The 17,429-nt window shown below is 71.5% G+C and carries 14 protein-coding genes; 10 read left to right on the top strand and 4 right to left on the bottom strand.

All coding sequences use genetic code 11. The features are described from left to right. Window positions 1-15: 15 nt before the first annotated feature. From ACZ7LS_RS13660 to ACZ7LS_RS13640, 5 genes are all read left to right on the top strand, one after another. A complete protein-coding gene (locus ACZ7LS_RS13660) occupies window positions 16-1,440 on the top strand; it encodes an arabinose isomerase (RefSeq protein WP_382529306.1) in 1,425 nt (474 codons plus the stop codon). Beyond that, a complete protein-coding gene (locus ACZ7LS_RS13655; protein WP_385129823.1) occupies window positions 1,440-2,465 on the top strand; it encodes a LacI family DNA-binding transcriptional regulator in 1,026 nt (341 codons plus the stop codon). The genes ACZ7LS_RS13660 and ACZ7LS_RS13655 overlap by 1 nt, the downstream gene beginning before the upstream one ends. Before the next feature lie 210 nt (window positions 2,466-2,675). Beyond that, window positions 2,676-3,740, top strand: a complete 1,065-nt coding sequence (locus ACZ7LS_RS13650) for a glycoside hydrolase family 19 protein (protein WP_382968385.1) — start codon at window positions 2,676-2,678, stop codon at window positions 3,738-3,740. Window positions 3,741-3,974: 234 nt separating this feature from the next. Next, window positions 3,975-4,589, top strand: a complete 615-nt coding sequence (locus ACZ7LS_RS13645) for a tyrosinase family oxidase copper chaperone (protein WP_385129821.1) — start codon at window positions 3,975-3,977, stop codon at window positions 4,587-4,589. Between the two features lie 51 nt (window positions 4,590-4,640). Further along, window positions 4,641-5,504, top strand: a complete 864-nt coding sequence (locus ACZ7LS_RS13640) for a tyrosinase family protein (RefSeq protein ID WP_382529294.1) — start codon at window positions 4,641-4,643, stop codon at window positions 5,502-5,504. A gap of 98 nt (window positions 5,505-5,602) precedes the next feature. On the opposite strand, the gene ACZ7LS_RS13635 is transcribed toward ACZ7LS_RS13640, so the two are convergent. Then, complete coding sequence (locus ACZ7LS_RS13635) at window positions 5,603-5,878, bottom strand: chaplin (protein WP_382529291.1); 276 nt, start codon at window positions 5,876-5,878, stop codon at window positions 5,603-5,605. Window positions 5,879-6,007: 129 nt separating this feature from the next. Next, a complete protein-coding gene (locus tag ACZ7LS_RS13630; protein WP_382529288.1) occupies window positions 6,008-6,502 on the bottom strand; it encodes a DUF2000 domain-containing protein in 495 nt (164 codons plus the stop codon). 94 nt (window positions 6,503-6,596) lie between these two features. On the opposite strand from ACZ7LS_RS13630, the gene ACZ7LS_RS13625 reads away from it, so the two are divergent. Next, window positions 6,597-7,091 carry an Lrp/AsnC family transcriptional regulator gene (locus ACZ7LS_RS13625; protein ID WP_382529285.1) on the top strand — a complete coding sequence of 165 codons (495 nt, stop codon included), beginning with the start codon at window positions 6,597-6,599 and terminating at the stop codon, window positions 7,089-7,091. 9 nt (window positions 7,092-7,100) lie between these two features. Here the strand turns inward: ACZ7LS_RS13625 and ACZ7LS_RS13620 are convergent, their stop codons facing one another. Then, window positions 7,101-8,888, bottom strand: a complete 1,788-nt coding sequence (locus tag ACZ7LS_RS13620) for an ABC transporter ATP-binding protein (protein WP_382665679.1) — start codon at window positions 8,886-8,888, stop codon at window positions 7,101-7,103. 199 nt (window positions 8,889-9,087) lie between these two features. On the opposite strand from ACZ7LS_RS13620, the gene ACZ7LS_RS13615 reads away from it, so the two are divergent. The 3 genes from ACZ7LS_RS13615 (at window position 9,088) to ACZ7LS_RS13605 (ending at window position 14,999) form a co-directional block, all read left to right on the top strand. Continuing rightward, window positions 9,088-10,764 (top strand): SpoIIE family protein phosphatase, encoded by a 1,677-nt coding sequence (locus ACZ7LS_RS13615; protein ID WP_385129818.1) that lies wholly within the window; start codon window positions 9,088-9,090, stop codon window positions 10,762-10,764. Window positions 10,765-11,104: 340 nt separating this feature from the next. Beyond that, window positions 11,105-14,623 (top strand): phosphodiester glycosidase family protein, encoded by a 3,519-nt coding sequence (locus ACZ7LS_RS13610; RefSeq protein ID WP_385129816.1) that lies wholly within the window; start codon window positions 11,105-11,107, stop codon window positions 14,621-14,623. 208 nt (window positions 14,624-14,831) lie between these two features. Continuing rightward, window positions 14,832-14,999, top strand: a complete 168-nt coding sequence (locus ACZ7LS_RS13605; protein WP_240045241.1) for a hypothetical protein — start codon at window positions 14,832-14,834, stop codon at window positions 14,997-14,999. On the opposite strand, the gene ACZ7LS_RS13600 is transcribed toward ACZ7LS_RS13605, so the two are convergent. After that, a complete protein-coding gene (locus tag ACZ7LS_RS13600; protein ID WP_385129814.1) occupies window positions 14,996-15,652 on the bottom strand; it encodes a carboxylesterase family protein in 657 nt (218 codons plus the stop codon). The two genes, ACZ7LS_RS13605 and ACZ7LS_RS13600, sit on opposite strands and share 4 nt — an antisense overlap. A 544-nt stretch (window positions 15,653-16,196) precedes the next feature. Between ACZ7LS_RS13600 and ACZ7LS_RS13595 the strand changes: the two genes are divergently transcribed. Continuing rightward, complete coding sequence (locus ACZ7LS_RS13595; protein ID WP_385129812.1) at window positions 16,197-17,390, top strand: M20 family metallopeptidase; 1,194 nt, start codon at window positions 16,197-16,199, stop codon at window positions 17,388-17,390. Window positions 17,391-17,429: the final 39 nt, after the last annotated feature.

Below are 17,429 nucleotides of genomic sequence, written 5' to 3'. Positions count from 1 at the left end.
CACGAAGGAATCGCCATGAACGCACGCACTCCCGCCGTCGCCCGCAAACCCAGGATCGGCCTCGTCGCCGGGGGACTCGGCGCCTACTGGCCGCAGTTCCCCGACCTGCTCCCGCAACTCCAGCGCTCCGCGGACCGTGTCACCGTACGGATGAGGGAGTTCGACGCCGAGGTCATCGACGTCGGCTTCATCTCCGACGCCCAGGAGGGCGCCGAGGCCGCCGGGAAACTGCGCGCCGCCGACTGCGACCTGATCGTCGGCTTCCTCACCACCTATATGACGGCCACGATGCTCGTGCCCATCGCACAGCGCAGCGGTGCGCCCGTCCTGCTGATCAACCTCCAGCCCAGCCCGGCCATGGACCACGCCTCGTTCGACACCGGACAGTGGCTGGCGTACTGCGGTGCCTGTCCCCTGCCGGAGATGGCCAACGCCTTCGAACGCGTCGGCGTGCCGTTCCGCTCGGTCTCCGGCCATCTGGAGGACGAGCGCGCCTGGCAGCGCATCGGCCGCTGGATCCGGGCCGCCGGGGTCCGCTCGGTGCTGCGCAACGGCCGGCACGGTCTGATGGGCCATCTCTACCCCGGGATGTACGACGTCTCCACCGACCTCACCATGGTCCCGAGCCGGCTCGGCGGCCATGTCGAGGTCGTCGAATTCGATGATCTGCGGGTACGGGTGGAGCAGGTCAAGGACGCCGACCTCACCGCGAAACTGGACGAGACCCGCGAGGTGTTCACACTCGCCGACTCCGTGGTCGAGGAAGACCTCCGCTGGGCGGCCCGCGTCGCCGTCGGCCTCGACCGGCTGGTCGAGGACTTCGACCTGGACTCGCTCGCGTACTACCACCGCGGACTCGACGCCGAGGTCCACGAACGGCTCGGCGCGGGCATGATCCTCGGCTCCTCGCTGCTCACCGCACGCTCCATCCCGGCCTGTGGCGAGTACGAACTGCGCACCTCCCTGGCCATGCTGATCGCGGACCGGCTCGGCGCCGGCGGCTCGTTCACCGAACTCCAGGCGCTGGACTTCACGGCCGGAGTGGTCGAGATGGGCCACGACGGACCCGGACATCTCGCCATCAGCGCGCGCAAGCCCCTGCTGCGCGGGCTCGGCGTCTACCACGGCAAGCGCGGCTGGGGAGTCTCCGTCGAGTTCGACGTACGGCATGGACCCGTCACGCTGGTCGGGCTCGGACAGAGCCGCGACGGCCGCTACCGGCTGGTCGCCGCCGAGGGCGAGGTCGTCCCCGGCCCGCATCTGGAGATCGGCAACACCACCTCGCGTGTCGATTTCGGCTGCGACCCGGGGGAGTGGACCGACGCCTGGAGCGCCAGCGGGGTCGGCCATCACTGGGCGCTGGCCACCGGCGCACTGCTGCCGGACCTGCGCGCGCTGTCCGGGCTGACCGGCCTGGAGCTCGTGGAGGTCTCCGTCTGATGCGCCGTCCGGTGGGAATCAAGGACGTGGCCGGCGCGGCCGGTGTCTCGGTGGGCACCGTCTCGAATGTGATCAACCGCCCCGAGTCCGTGACCGAGGAGACCCGCCGGCGTGTCCTGTCCACCATCGAACGGCTCGGCTACGTGCGCAGTGAGTCCGCGCGCCAGCTGCGCGCGGGCCGCAGCCGCATTCTGGCCATGCTCGTACTCGACATGGCCAACCCGTTCTTCGTCGCGGTCGCCTCGGGCGCGGAGCGCTCCGCCCGCGCCGCCGGGCTCGGCGTGATGCTGTGCAACAGCGCGGAGAGCCCGGCGGAGGAGGCCACCTATCTCCATCTCTTCTCCGAGCAGCAGGTACGGGGCGTGCTGGTCACCCCGGCCGATATGAGCGGACGCAATCTCGACGCGTTCCGGCGCCACGGCATCCCGTTCGTCCTCGTCGACCGCATCGTGCCGAGCGCGGACGGCTGTTCGGTCTCCGTCGACGACGTGGCCGGCGGCGCCCTGGCGGTACGCCATCTGCTGCGGCGCGGCTGCCGGGAGATCGTGTACGTCAGCGGGCCGATGCATCTGGCGCAGTGCCGGAACCGCCGCGAGGGCGCGCTGCTCGCCCTCGCGGCGGCGGGACTGCCGCCCGAGGCGCTCCGCCATGTCGAGGCCGCGCGGCTCGATGTCGTGGCGGGACGGGACGCCGGGGCACGGCTGCTCGGTATGGAGTCCCGGCCGAGCGCGGTGTTCTGTGCCAACGACCTGCTCGCGCTGGGCGTGCTCCAGACGCTGTACCACGCCGGAATACGGGTGCCCGAGGACATCGCCCTCGTCGGCTACGACGACATAGAGTTCGCGTCGGCCGCGGCCGTACCGCTGACGTCGGTACGTCAGCCGGCCTTCCGGCTGGGCGGGGCCGCGGCGGATCTGCTCATCGAGGAGACCGGCGAGGACGCCGCGCGCCACGAGCACCGGCGCATCGTCCTCCAGCCCGAACTCGTGGTGCGGGCCTCCACGCTCGCCCGGTCGCATCCCTGAACGGCCGGAAACAGACGGCCTGTTGGACGGCCGTCAGCGGAACGCCGGTTGAACGTCCGGGGACGAACCGCCGTGAACGAAAGGGAACGGACGGCCCGTCAGTCACTGACTTGGTCTAGACCTTGACAGGGCCCGCACAATTCCGCTTTGGTTCCCTCACCCCCCATGGCGAGTGCCGGCAGCGGCCGCTCGCGCGAAGGAGTGAGTCGTTTGAGACAGCGAGTTCTTGCCCTGCTCACGGCGATGGTTTCGGCCCTCGCCCTCGCGGTGTTCCTGCCCGCGTCATCCGCCTCCGCCGCCGCGGCCTGCGGCCCCGGCTGGAGCGCCTCCGCCGTCTACACCGGCGGAGGTGTCGCCTCGTACAACGGTCACAACTGGTCGGCGAAGTGGTGGACCCAGGGGGAGACCCCCGGTACCTCCGACGTCTGGGCCGACCAGGGCAGTTGTGACGGCTCCAGCCCCGGTGGCGGATCCGGTGGCAGCTGTGACTACCCGGCCTGGGTCGCGGGCCGCGCGTATGTCGCCGGCGACATCGTCAAGTACACCGACGGCAAGTTCTACCGAGCCGAGCACGACAACCCGGGCTACGACCCGGTCATCAGCACCTGGTACTGGGAGCCGTACACCTGCGGCGGCACCACCCCGCCGCCACAGGGCGGATTCGTGGTCAGCGAGAGCCAGTTCAACCAGATGTTCCCGAGCCGGAACTCCTTCTACTCCTACAGCGGCCTGACCGCCGCCCTGAGCGCCTACCCCGGCTTCGCGAACACCGGCAGTGACACGGTCAAGCGCCAGGAGGCCGCCGCGTTCCTGGCCAATGTCAGCCACGAGACCGGTGGGCTCGTCCATATCGTCGAGCAGAACACCGCCAACTACCCGCACTACTGCGACACTTCGCAGTCCTACGGGTGCCCCGCGGGCCAGGCCGCGTACTACGGCCGCGGGCCGATCCAGCTGAGCTGGAACTTCAACTACAAGGCGGCCGGTGACGCGCTGGGCATCGACCTGCTCAACAACCCCTGGCTCGTGCAGAACGACTCGGCCGTGGCCTGGAAGACCGCCCTCTGGTACTGGAACACCCAGACCGGCCCCGGCACGATGACCCCGCACAACGCCATGGTCAACCAGCGCGGCTTCGGTGAGACCATCCGCAGCATCAACGGCAGCATCGAGTGCAACGGGGGCAACCCCGGACAGGTGCAGAGCCGTATCAACAACTACCAGCGCTTCGTGCAGATCCTCGGGACCACCCCCGGGTCCAATCTGAGCTGCTGAGCGGCATCCGGGCAGAGGCCGGTCCGACGGGTTCACCACCGTCGGACCGGCTTTCGCGTACCGACCGGCTCACCCGGTCACGGCGAGGCCGGTTCACCCGGCGGTTCACCCGCCGGAGAACTGATCGGCCGCCGTGTCGTTGTGCCGGTCGGGGTCACGGTCCGTCTCCGCGCGCCCGCCGCGCGGCCGGAGCCGCCGCCCCGACCGAGCAGCGCGCGACGAGCGGAGGCCTATATGCCGGCGGAAATCCACGCGGAACCGGACCGTACGAGGACGCTTCCCGAGGCCGAGGACGCCCCGTGGACCAACGGGGCGGTGTCCGTCGGCAATACGGTGTCCGCCGGGAGCGCCGCCGGTGATCCGGGCGCCGCCGCGACCGGGCCGTCCGGACGCGGCAGGCCGCGGCGCGAGCTGCTGCGCGGGCTCTTCACACTGGGCGTGGTCGCGGGCACCGCGGCGGCGCCGGCCCCCGTCCTCAGGGCGGGCCGCGAGTCCGTCGGCGCGGCGGCCGGCAGCGGTGCGCGGAGCGCGGAGGCCGGAGCCGGCGGGGTCCTCGACGAGATGTACCGCGGACGGCATATCCAGATCGGCCGCTCCGGCACCGCGTACCCCGGCTCCCTCGCCGCGGTCTCGGCCGGCCCGGACGTCTCCGCGCTGTCTCCCCCCTCTCCGCCCGACATCCGGATCGACGGCCGGCCGCTCCAGGTGATGCGGCGGGCCGACGGCAGCTATCTGAGCATGGTCAACCACTACGAGTCGTACCCGACGCCGCTCGCGGCGGCCCGTGCGGCGGTCAGGGACCTCCGGGGCGCGCAACTGGCCCTCGACGGGCCGGTCCACCACATCTGACCCGTCCGACCACCCCGTCTCCTCGCATCCGACGGCTGGAGGGCCTCACCGGTGTACATCAGAAAGAACCAGCGGAATCTCACCGGCGCCGAGAAGAAGCGCTTCGTCGGCGCCGTCCTGGAGCTCAAACGGCGTGGTGAGTACGACGAGTTCGTCCGGCTGCATGTCCAGTACTACGTCTCCGACGCGGAGGGCGGACCGCGCGCCGGACACATGGCCCCGTCGTTCTTCCCCTGGCACCGGCGCTTCCTGCTGGAGTTCGAGCGAGCGCTCCAGCGGGTGGACCCGAAGGTGACCGTCCCGTACTGGGACTGGACCACCGACAACACCGCCGCCGCCACGCTGTGGTCCGAGGACTTCCTCGGCGGGACCGGGCGGCCGCGCGACCAGCAGGTCGTCACCGGTCCGTTCGCCTACAAGGAAGGCAACTGGACGATCAGGGGCGGGGTGACGGAGGGGAAGTTCCTCACCCGCGATCTCGGCCGCCCCTCCGAGCCGGTCGCGCTGCCCACCAGGAGCGAACTGGACTGGGCGATGAGCGACGGGGTGTACGACGTGGCCCCCTGGGACTCGACGTCGGCCGCGGGCTTCCGGAACAGACTGGAGGGCTGGATCTCTGGAGGCGAGGCGCCCTGGTGCAACCACAACCGCGTACACCGCTGGGTCGGCGGCCATATGCTCGGCGGATCCTCCCCTGCCGACCCCGTCTTCTGGCTGCACCACGCCTTCGTCGATCTGCTCTGGGACCGCTGGCAGAGCCGACACCCGAAGGCGACCTATCTGCCGAGGACGAAGCTGGGCGCCGGAGACCCGCAGCGTGGCCGGGCGATCAGTCTGGTGGAACCGATGCCGCCCTGGAACGTGAAGCCGTCCCAACTCCTCGACCACCGGGACCTCTACCGCTACGAAGGGTGACTCTCCGGCGGATATGCGACGGCCCCCCGCGTGAACACGCGGGGGGCCGTCCTTCACCGGAAGCGCGCGACCCCCGGGCCGCGCGTCCTCATCGGTGATCAGCCGCCGTAGCCGCCGTGCTTGTGGTGCTCGCCCGACAGGTTGGCGCACTTGTTGCCGAACGCCGGGTTGAGTACACCGACCACGTCGATGGTGTTGCCACAGACGTTGATCGGGACGTGCAGGGGCACCTGGATGACATTGCCCGACACGACACCGGGCGAGCCGATGGCGGCGGCCCCGGCGTCGGCGTCGGCAGCGGCCATACCGGCGCCACCGGCCAGCACGGCGCCCGTGCCGACGAGAACAGCTGTTGCCTTCGCGATACGCGACATCAAGAATCTCCTTGAACCGTTTGGAGCACAGCCGCACGATGTGCGGCCTCACGCCCCTTCAACGCCCCGACTCACACTCGGTAACGGATATCCGGCGATCCGATCGCGATCACCGTCATCATCACCTGGTCAGCGGAGCAGACTCAGCCCGCCGACGAGCCGGTCGATCCTGTTGCGCGGGCCCACCAGACTGATGGCGCAGTACCCCAGCTCGTCCTGGCCCGTCCCGGCGAGCACGCCGAGATACTCGTCGTACACCCGTGAGGTCTGGGCCGGTTCGGGCATGTCCACGATCAGCACCTCGTCCTTCGTGGCCGCCTTCGCGCGCAGCACGCGCAGGGTCTCGCCGTCGGCGGCGAGGACCGTACAGCCGGCCCAGGGCAGCCCGGGATGGGTGACGCCGGAGGCGTCCGCGCCGTCGGGCCCGAGGAGAGCGGGCAGCGCCTTTCCCACGGCGGCCGCCATACACGCGGCGGCGTTCGTGATCCGGCCCGCCGGGAGACTCCCGTCCACGACGATCACCCACTTCAGCCTGGCCTGCCGGGTGGAGCGGTCGGTGGTGATGTCCTCGCCTGCCAGCCGGGGGAGGGACGACTGCGGGAGAGACGGGTGGGGGAGGGACATGGAACTCCTTCGTCTGTGGATATCCCGCTACGCTAGGCAGAAGTTCCCGTGCTGTCCCGAGCCGCCGCATGTCATACGGCAATCGAGGTGTTCCGTGAAATTTGATGTGATCGATCAAGCTCTGCTGCGGGAGCTGCAGAACGATGCACGGCAGACCAACCGGGAGCTGGCGGCCAAGACCGGGGTCTCACCCTCCACCTCGCTGGAGCGGGTGCGGCTGCTGCGCCGGAGCGGCGTCATCACGGGCTACCACGCGGCCGTCGACCTCGACGCGATGGGCCGGCCCGTGCAGGCCCTGATCTCGGTCCGTATCCGGCCGCCGGCCCGGCCGGTGATCGAGGGGTTCCGTGAATGGGCGGCACGGCTGCCGGAGGTGATCGGCCTGTTCGTCACCTCCGGCGCCCATGACTTCCTGCTGCACATCGCCGTTCCCGACGTCAACGGCGTCTACGCCTTCGTCATCGACCGCCTCACGGAACGCCGCGAAGTCGCCGATGTGCAGACGACGATGGCGTACGAACACGTCAGAGCGGGCCGGATCGACCCGGTCGCCGACGAGCGGCCCGTACGGTCGCGCCACGAACGCTGAGCGGCGCCGTCAGCCCGAACGCCTCGGCTGGAGCGTGGTCGCGTACGCCCCGCCCCGCGCCAGCAGTTCATGATGGCTGCCCGCCTCGACGATGCGGCCCCGCTCCATCACGATGATGCGGTCCGCGTTCTGGATGGTGGACAGCCGGTGCGCCACGACGAACACGGTCCTGCCCCGGACGAGATGGGACAGCGCGTCCTGGATCAGCCCCTCCGACGTGTTGTCGAGGGCGGAGGTCGCCTCGTCGAGCACCAGGATGCGGGGATCCCTGATCAGCGCCCTGGCGATCGCCAGCCGTTGCTTCTGCCCGCCCGACAGCCGGGCGCCGCGCTGCCCCACCACCGTGTCGAGGCCGTCCGGCAGCCGTTCGACGAACTCCATCGCGTTCGCGGCGAGCAGCGCCCCGCGCAGCGCGTCCTCGTCGGCCCCGCCCTCCAGACCGTAGGTGACGTTCTCCCGGATGGTTCCCTCGAAGAGGATCGACTCCTGCGGCACGACGGACAGGAAGCGGCGGTAGGTGCGCAGATCCAGGGAGGCCATATCGGCGCCGTCGAGAAGTATCCGGCCCTCGGTGGGGCGGATGAAGCCGATCAGCAGATTCAGGATCGTGGACTTGCCCGCCCCGGACGCGCCGACCAGGGCTATGGTCTCGCCGGGCCGTACGGACAGCTCGAACCCGCGCACCGAGTGCTCCGTCGCCTCCGGATAGCGGAAACCCATCCCCTGGAAGTCGATACGCCCGCCGATACGCTCGACGGACGCCTTGCCCTCGTTGCTCTCCAGATCGGGCGCCTGAAGGACCTCACCGATCGACCGCACCGACTCCAGGCCCTTGGAGATGATCGGGGTCAGATTCATCAGCGTCGTCAGCGAGGCGGTCAGCGCCGTGAAGAAAGCGCTGATCATCACGACATCACCGGCCGAGAGCCCCAGCCAGCCGTAGTACGCGACGATCGCCGAGCCCGAGAGACAGCCGACCGCCATCGTGTTGAGCAGGATCCAGGAGAGCGATCCGAAGCGGCCGTTGAGCAGATCGAGCCGGAACCCGGCGGAGAGCACCCGCTCCAGGGTGTGGTCGACGCGGTGCAGCGCCGTCCGCTCCAGCCCGTGGGCACGGGTGATCGGGATCAGTGTGGTCATCTCACCGACACGTGAGGAGAGCTGCTCGATCTCCAGCCGGAATTCCTCGTTGTTGCTGCGGATCCGGGAGCGCAGCCGGCGTACCAGCAGGGCCGCGAGCGGCACGACGACCAGGAACACCGGCAGGACGACGGGGGCACGGTAGCCGATCACCGCCAGTCCGCCGATCAGCGTCATGATGGCGCCGAGCCCCATGTCGGCGCTCTGCTGGGTCATCTGCTCCACGCCCTCGACGTCCCGTACGACCTTGGTCTGCAGGACGCCCGCGCTGACCCGGGCGTGGTAGCCGATGGACAGGTACTGCATCCGGCGGCAGAGCGCCGAGCGCAGCTCACGGCCCATCCGGCGGATGCTGGAGCTCATCAGGCGCGCGTACAGCAGCGCCAGCGGAAAGTTCAGCACGAGGACGAACACCAGAACCCCGGTGTTGTACCAGAGTTCGGCGACCGGACCGTGATCGACCACCACGTCGATGATGTTGGCCGTGATCAGGGGGAGCAGCCAGACCGGAATGTGTTTGACGGCGAACACCACGACCGCCAGGGACAGCCGGTGGCGGTCGGGCCGGAAGAGATAGGCGAGGGTGCGGAGCGGATGCTCCCCGGAGTAGTGATGGTCCAGTGGACTGGGACGCGGGGCGGATTCGGGTTTCTGCATGGAGAGCGGAGTCCTCTTTCGGCAGTGTTGGCGCACGCTCGGTCGCAGGCAACCAGTTTCCTCCGGCACCTGTCCGTGGAGAAACGCTTTCTGGACGCTCCAGGCGCTCCGCGCGCTCTCGCTGTCCGGCGCCGGCTCGGGCAGCGGCCCGGGACGGTCTCAAGGAGTGGGAAGGGCCGATCGGTGAGATGGTGGCTCCATGGCTGATCCGGGCGCCCCTCCGGCTGCCGTGTCGCTGCCGGACGACTGGCCCGCCCATCCGGAACTGAGTCTCGCGCTCAACCGGGTGGGAAGCTTCGACTGGGATCTCGCCGGCGGGCTGCTGCATCTGAACGCGCCCGCCCTCCAGATCCTGGGCCTTCGCCCGGAGGAGTACGACGGCAGTCCGCGCAGCCTCGCCCGCCGTATGCCGCTGTTCGAGGCCGCGCGGCTGAAGAGCCTGCTGGCGCGGGCGCTCAAGGAGGGCACGGCCGGGGTGGCGGCGTACTTCCGGATCGTCCGCCCCGACGGATCACGGCAGTGGACCCGTGCCCAGGGGCATATCGCCTACGACGGCGCGGGACGGCCCCGGCGGATCATCGGCCTCGTACGGAGCGCGGAACACGAACTGGCCGAGGTGGCCGCCAGAAGCGATCTGGACGAGGCACGGCGCAGGCTGACCGGGGTGGTGGAGCGCACCACCGTCCTGCTGGCGCGCGCCGAGACCGTCGAGGACGTCCTCGACGTCCTGCGGGACGAGGAGGCGCTCGGCCATCTCAAGGCCGTGAGCGTCATGCTGGGCGTCGTGGAGGGCGGGCGGATCAGGACGATCGCCGAGGGCCGGTCGGGGTCGTACGTACCGGAGCTGCAGTACACCCGGATCGACGCGCCGTTCCCGATGAGCGAGGTGGTACGCACCCAGCGGCCCCGCTTCATCACCTCGCGTGAGGACTTCCGGTCCTCCTATCCGCTTCTCTGGCCGCATGTCGAGCCGCTGTCGGTACGCTCCGGCGCCTATCTGCCGCTGATCGCCCAGGGCAGGATGATCGGCGCCATGGGGCTGCTCTACCCCCGGCACGGCGGTTTCAGCGCCGAGGAACGCAATCTGCTGGTCGCGCTCTCCAGCGGTATCGCGCAGAGCCTCCAGCGGGCCATCCTCTACGAGCAGGAGCACGACCTCTCCGAGGATCTCCAGCGGGCGATGCTGCCCCGGCACGTTCCCGAGGTCCCCGGCGCGCGGACCGCCTTCCGCTACCGCTCCGCGCGGACCGGCCGGAGCGTCGGCGGTGACTGGTACGACGTGCTTCCGCTGCCCGGCAACCGGGTGGGGCTGACGATCGGTGACGTCCAGGGCCATGACACGGACGCGGCCGTGGTCATGGGCCAGCTGCGCATGACGCTCTGGGCGTACGCCGCCGAGGGGCACCCGCCCGACACCGCGATGGCCCGCGCCTCCGCCCTGCTGCGCGAACTGGGCACCGACCGCTTCGCGACCTGCACCTACGCGGAGGTGAACATGTCGACCGGCGGGCTGCGGATCGTACGGGCAGGCCATCTCAACCCACTGGTCCGGCGCGCAGACGGCAGTTGCCACTGGATCGAGGCGTCCGGCGGGCTGCCCCTCGGACTCTCCGCGGAGTTCGCGGAGCTCGGCGGGATCAGCTACCCGGTGACCACGGGAGTGCTGAAGCCCGGGGAGACGCTGCTGCTCTGCACCGACGGGCTGGTGGAGCAGCCGGGCATCGACCTCGGCGAGAGCCTGGAGGGGCTCAGAGAGACCGTACGGACGGGCCCGGCGGATCTGGAGGCGCTGGCGGACCTGCTGTTCGCGGCGGTGGGGGAGCGGAGCGGCGGGGACGACATGGCCCTGCTGCTCCTGCGGCGTGACGGCGACTGACGCCGGGACAGCCGCGCACGTCCCGGTCGCGCATGTGAGCCGGGCTCGGCCGTGCGTCTCAACCGGCTCGGCCGGACGGGTGAGCCCTGGGCGCCCGGCCGGTGAGCCCGGCCGGAGAGCCCGGCACCCTTTCTGAGGCCGTGAAAGCCTCTGACGCCGGGACAGCTTCCGGCGCCGCGGCGGTGTCCGATTCCGGCCGGACGCGCCGCCTCGTGCTCCCCTGTCACCGCGTGTTCTCCGCGACGTCTCCGCGAACCCCTGGTTCATTGGTGTGTGCACGGCAATGCTGGCGGCCGACATCGCACACGCCATGCGTATCCACCGTCTTCCAGGAGAAGTTGTGGGCCCAGGCATCGCCGGGCGGACCGCCGTGCTCTTCGCGGCCGTGACCGCTCTGACGGTGGGGGCGGTATCCCCGTCCTCCGCCGACTCCACCCCCGACCCCCGACCCCGTACCGCCGCGGACGTGCTGCGGCCGGTCGCGCCGCCACCCGCGAGCGCGGCCACCACGGACCCGAGAGCCACCGGAACCCCGAGATCCGTCGCGGACGCCGACGGCATCGAGACCGCGCGGGCCGCGCGCCCGATCGCCCTCGGCGTCCGGCTCACCTCGTACGACCGGCTCGAAGCCGACAAGTGGCTGCGCGTGGACGCGCTCTCCGTCGACCTCGACGGCACCGGCGCCCAAGCCGACTACCTCTCCTCGGGCAAGGTCTCCGACCGCCGTACGGTCTCGCAACTGGCCGCCGGCCATGACGCGGGACCCGGACGCCGTACCGTCGCCGCGATCAACGCGGACTTCTTCGACATCAACGAGACGGGCGCGCCCCAGGGCCCCGGGATCGCCGACGGAAAGGTCACGCACTCACCCGCGCCCGGAGCCAACCAGGCCCTCGGCATCGGCCCCGGGAGCGCCGGGCGTCTCCTGAAGCTGTACTTCGACGGCACCGTGACACTCCCCTCGGGGCCGCGCGCGCTGGACGCCTACAACGCGGCCAATGTGCCGGCCGGCGGCATCGGCGCGTACACCCCGGGCTGGGGCGTGGCGGACCGCGCGCTCACCGTGGACCGGGCGGCACCCGTCGCCGAGGCAGCCGTACGGGACGGCAGGGTCGTGTCCGTGACGGACCGTCCCGGCACCGGAACGATCGACGGGGGTACGACCGTCCTGGTCGGCCGGGAAGCGGGCGCCGAGGCACTCCGCGCCCTGCGCCCCGGGGACCCGGTCACCGTGGAATACCGGCCGCGCACCGACAGCGGAGCCATCCCGCGGACGGCTGTCGGCGGCCGTGAACTGCTCGTCGTGGACGGCGTGGCGCAGAACCACGACGGCGAGGGCAACAACACCGCCGCCCCGCGCACCGCCGTCGGGTTCTCGCGGGACGGCGGCACCATGCAGGTGATCACCGTCGACGGCCGGCAGGCCGACAGCGGTGGTGTCACCCTCACCGAGCTGGGCGAGATGATGCGGCGCGCCGGCGCCCACAGCGCGCTCAACCTCGACGGCGGCGGCTCGTCCACGCTGGTCGCCCGTGCCCCGGGCAGTGACACGCTGCGCGTGGAGAACAGCCCCTCCGACGGCAGCGAGCGCACGGTCCCCAACGGCCTCGCCCTCACCGCGCCGGACGGCAGCGGACACCTCAAGGGCTTCTGGGTCGAGCCCCATACCCCCGCGAGCGGCGCCCCGGGCGTCGACCCCGTCAAGGGTGGCCACCCCGAGCGGGTCTTCCCCGGACTGACCCGCCCGCTCACCGCGGCCGGATACGACGAGACCTACGGGCCCGCGACGGGCGAGCCGCGCTGGCGGGCCGTACGGCCCTCGGTGGGCCGCGTCGACGCCGACGGCGTGTTCACCGCGCGCGACAGCGGCACCACCGAGGTACGGGCCGAACGCGGCCGGGCCGGCGGCGGCACGGAGCTGACGGTCCTCGACCGGCTCGACCGCATCCAGCCCACCACCCGGCGCGTCGGACTCGCCGACGCCACGGCGACCGGCACCTTCGGCATCGTCGGCCTCGACGCCCACGGGACCAGCGCCCCCATCGAACCCCGCGACGTACGGCTCGGCTACGACCACTCGCTCTTCTCCGTGGCCGACGACGGCCGGGGCTCCTTCACCGTCACATCCCTGACGGGCAGCGGAGCCGGGCGCGTCACGGTCGAGGCGGGCGGCCGCACGACGGTCCTCGCCGTCAGCGTCGGGCTGGACGAGCAGCCGGTCTCCGCCTTCGACGACGCCGCGTCCTGGACCTTCGGCCAGGCCCGCGCGGACGGCTCGGTCTCGGCCACCCCGGACGGCCACACCGGCACCGGGCTCACCCTCGCGTACGACTTCACCCGCTCCACCGCCACCCGCGCCGCCTACGCGAATCCGCCCCGGCCGATCCCGGTGCCCGGCCGGCCGCAGTCCTTCACGCTCTGGATCAAGGGTGACGGCAAGGGCGCCTGGCCCACCCTGCACCTCAAGGACGCGGCGGGCTCCGACCAGTTGCTGCGCGGCCCGTATGTCACCTGGACCGGCTGGCGGCAGGTGACCTTCGCCGTGCCGGCCGGAGCCGCCACGCCGCTCAGCGTGTACCGCTTCTATCTCGCCGAGACCGCCGCCGCCAAGCAGTACACCGGCGAGATCGTGATCGACGGACTGACGGCGCAGGTGCCGCCGGCGGTCGAGCTGCCCGCGCAGCCGCGCCCGGCCGATCCGCTGATCGATTCGGCGGCCGGGACCGGCGCCAGGGACTGGCGGTTCGCGGTGATGTCCGACGCCCAGTTCGTCGCCCGTGACCCCGGCAGCGCGATCGTGGCGCAGGCACGCCGTACCCTGCGCGAGATCAAGGCGGCGAGGCCCGACTTCCTCGTCATCAACGGCGACCTGGTGGACGAGGGATCCCCGGCGGATCTCGCCTTCGCCGGAACACTCCTGACCGAGGAACTGGGCGACGCCCTGCCCTGGTACTACGTACCGGGCAACCACGAGGTCATGGGCGGCACGATCAACGACTTCGTGGACCGGTTCGGCCCCGCCCAGCGGATTTTCGACCACCGGGGGACCCGCTTCCTCACCCTCGACACATCGAGTCTGACGCTGCGCGGCGGAGGCCTGGCGCAGATCAAGGCGGTACGGGAGCAGCTGGACGCGGCCGCGAAGGACGACCGGATCCGCTCGGTGATGGTGATCGAGCACGTACCGCCGCGCGATCCGACCGTCCAGAAGGCCGGCGAGCTGAGCGACCGCAAGGAGGCGGCCCTCCTCGAACAGTGGCTCGCGGACTTCCGCCGGACGACGGGCAAGGGCGCGGGATTCATCGGCGGCCACGTCGGTGTCTTCGACGCGTCGCGGGTGAACGGAGTGCCGTATCTGATCAACGGGAACTCGGGGAAGGCACCCGCGGCCCCGGCGAACGAGGGCGGGTTCACCGGCTGGTCGCTCATCGGGGTCGACCAGGTCTCGCGGGGCGCGCAGTCCGCCGCGCGGCTGGCCCCGTGGAAGGGCGGCCCTGACTGGGTCTCCGTACAGACCCGCGCCCACACCGACGCGCTCACGCTGGAGGCTCCGGCCGCGCTGGCTCCCGGGCAGAGCGCCCGTGCCACGGCGACCGTCACCCAGGGGGCCAGGGCGGTGCCCGTCGGCTTCCCGCTCAGCGCCGACTGGACGGGCTCCCCGAATCTCCGTATCGGCGACCGGAACGGCGCCCGCCCACGCCACGCGGCGGTGTTCGACCCGGCGACGGGCACCCTCACCGCGCTGCGGCCCGGGACGGTCGTTCTCGCCGTGACGGTCAACGGCGTCACACAGCGGGCGGAGATCAGGATCGCGGCGACGGCCTCCGGAGCGTCCGCGCTGCTCGCGCCGGCGGCGTGAGCAGGTGAGCACGGTGGCCCCGCGCCCGCCCGGCGGACGCGGGGCCACCGCGTGCGACGACTTTGGGACGGGCGAGCGGGACCCGCTCGCGACTTTGGTCACCGAGGCCGCTCCTGAAGGCCAGTAGCCGCACTGAGCTCGCTCTTTCTAGCCTTCAGTGGTGAAGACGGTATGCGGAGTCCTGTGTTTCCTCCTGTTGTCCCAAGGCGTGGGAGGACTGCTGCACGAATGGACGGACGGATGGTTCGAACTCTGGTCGCTGGTCGCGCGGATGAGCTACTTCGACGGCTACGAGATCTATGTGTCCCTCGTGCTGATCGTGGCGGGCCTCGGCATGGGCGCGGCCGCGGAGAGCGCGAAGAAGCGCGGTCTCTAACCCTCGATCCGCCGATCTGACTCGGTGCCCACGCTGACCCGGCCGGAGGGACCGTGGCGGCGAAGCGGGTCCATGCCTGCTGGAGTTCGCGGGAGAGCGCGAGGGCCCCGGGGGTGGGCGGGTCGCCGCTGATTTCTGTCCCGGTGAGGTGCCGCCGGCCGCGGCGTTCGCCCCGGCCGACTGCTCATGACGCCGAACAGGGGAAATTCGTCCCGGACATGGCCGACGAGCAGCTCGATCCCGCCCGCACGCCCACCGGCCAGTGCGGGCCAGGGCGCTTCGGGGAGAACCTCGACATCGAGGACGGGGCACACGGCAGTGCCGGTCTCCGTGCGCCCTCCCCAGCTCTTCCTGTGCGCGTGGAGGCCGGCCCGCCGGAACAGGCCGCGCGCCGGCTTCATCGTCGGCAGGACCGCCACCGCCCCGGCGGACTGCCCGACCACGGTGACCCGGCCGGGGTCTCCGCCGAAGGAGGCGATGTTGCGCCGCACCCCTTCCAGCGCCGCGATCCGGTCGAGAAAGCCACGGTTGAGCGGTGCGTCGTCGAGGAGTGCGCAACCCTCCGCACCCACACGGCAGTTGACGCGCACCACGACGAGCCCCGCCCCGGCCAGGGCCGTCGGGTCGTACACCGGGTCGCTCGACCACGCCACGCCTGTGCCGCTTCTCCGAGGTCCATCGGACCGGGATGATCACGGCGAGAGCCGCGAGCAACCGGTTTCGGTGGCCGACCACCCGGTGGGCACCGGCCGCGCTCGCCGGCGCGGCCTTGGCGGGCCCTGACCACGGCGCCCAGTACCCGTTCGAACCACTGCGCCGGACCATCCAGTCGTTCGTCCCGGCGCCCCGACACACTCCCACGGATTCGTCAGGTTGGACGAACAGTGGTCGCCGGTCCCCTCCTAGGGTCTGGGGCGACAGCAGGCGCTCCAGCGCGTCCTTGAGGAGATGAAGGCATGCGGACACTCTTGCGCGGCGGCCGTGTCATCGACCCGGAAACCGGGTTCGTCCGGCATGGCCGGCGTGGTTGTGCCGGGCGGCGTGGCCGAGGCCCTCGGCGCAGGGCTCGTCGCACCGCCGGGGTGTGCGGCCCCCGACATGACGGGGCGGGTCGTCGGTCCGGGGTCCGTCGACCCGCACGGAGCCATATGCACCCGGTCGCGGGGCAGCGGCTCCAGGCCATGGACGGCGTGACGGATGACCGCGACAGGCGTTGACGCGGTGGTACGGGACCTGCTCGCCGACATCGAAACCCTGGTGCGCTGCGAGTCGCCGTCGTCCGACCACGAGGCCGTCGCCCGCAGCGCGGACGTGGTGGCGGCCCTCGGACGCCGGCTGCTCGACGCCGAACCGGACCGCGTCGTGGTCGACGGGAGTACGCATCTGAGATGGCGGCTCGGCGGGACGCCGCGCGTACTGCTGCTCGGGCACCACGACACGGTGTGGCCCATCGGCTCGCTGGAGACCCACCCGTACTCGGTCCGCGACGGCGTGCTGCGCGGGCCGGGCTGCTTCGACATGAAGGCGGGCGTCGTGATGGCGCTGCACGCCGCCGCCTCGGTCCGTGACCGGGCGGGGCTGTCGATCCTGATCACCGGCGACGAGGAGGTGGGCTCGCCGTCGTCGCGGCGCCTGATCGAGGAGGAGGCGCGCGGCTGCGACGCGGTGTTCGTGCTGGAGGCGTCGGCCGACGGGGGCGCGCTGAAGTGTCGTCGCAAGGGCGTCTCCCTGTACCGGATCGACGTGGAGGGACGGGCCGCGCACGCCGGGCTCGAAGCGGAGAAGGGCGTGAACGCCGGAGTGGAGATCGCCCACCAGATTCTCGCCGTGGCCATGCTCACCGACCCGGAACGCGGCACGAGCGTCGTTCCGACGGCCCTCTCCGCCGGTACGACGACCAACACCGTTCCCGCCCGCGCGAGCGTCGCGCTCGACGTGCGGGCGTGGGACCCGGCGGAGCAGCGGCGGGTCGACCGGTCCGTACGCGAACTGAGACCGGTACTGGCGGACGCGCGGATCCGAATCTCCGGCGGCATCAACCGCCCGCCGCTCCACGCGGAGGCGTCGTCGGGGCTGTTCGGCCTCGCCGCGTCGCTCGCCGAGTCACTCGGCCTCGGCGCGCTCACCTCCGCCGCCGTCGGGGGCGCGTCGGACGGGAACCTCACCGCCGGCCTCGGGATTCCCACCCTCGACGGACTGGGCGCCGTGGGTGGCGGGGCGCACGCGGACGACGAACACGTCGTCGTCGCCGAACTGCCCCGCCGTACGGCGCTGTTGGCGGCTCTGATCCAAGCCGTGACCGACGGCGCGAACGCCCACGGGACCGCCCCGGCCACCGACGCCGACACAGCCGACACAGCCGGCGCCACCGGCGCCGCGTCGCCGAGGTGAACTCCGTGCGGCACGACGAACCCGGCGCCCTTCTGGTGC

The organism is Streptomyces sp. NPDC039430, assembly GCF_055639435.1.
This window is presented reverse-complemented; position numbering and strand designations above follow the sequence as displayed.

What these genes read in the sequence shown, in the direction of transcription:
- ACZ7LS_RS13660 (WP_382529306.1), top strand. Translation starts at nt 16, where the DNA reads ATGAACGCACGCACTCCCGCCGTCGCCCGCAAACCCAGGATCGGCCTC.
- ACZ7LS_RS13655 (WP_385129823.1), top strand. Translation starts at nt 1,440, where the DNA reads ATGCGCCGTCCGGTGGGAATCAAGGACGTGGCCGGCGCGGCCGGTGTC.
- ACZ7LS_RS13645 (WP_385129821.1), top strand. Translation starts at nt 3,975, where the DNA reads ATGCCGGCGGAAATCCACGCGGAACCGGACCGTACGAGGACGCTTCCC.
- ACZ7LS_RS13635 (WP_382529291.1), bottom strand. Translation starts at nt 5,878, where the DNA reads ATGTCGCGTATCGCGAAGGCAACAGCTGTTCTCGTCGGCACGGGCGCC.
- ACZ7LS_RS13630 (WP_382529288.1), bottom strand. Translation starts at nt 6,502, where the DNA reads ATGTCCCTCCCCCACCCGTCTCTCCCGCAGTCGTCCCTCCCCCGGCTG.
- ACZ7LS_RS13620 (WP_382665679.1), bottom strand. Translation starts at nt 8,888, where the DNA reads ATGCAGAAACCCGAATCCGCCCCGCGTCCCAGTCCACTGGACCATCAC.
- ACZ7LS_RS13615 (WP_385129818.1), top strand. Translation starts at nt 9,088, where the DNA reads ATGGCTGATCCGGGCGCCCCTCCGGCTGCCGTGTCGCTGCCGGACGAC.
- ACZ7LS_RS13595 (WP_385129812.1), top strand. Translation starts at nt 16,197, where the DNA reads ATGACCGCGACAGGCGTTGACGCGGTGGTACGGGACCTGCTCGCCGAC.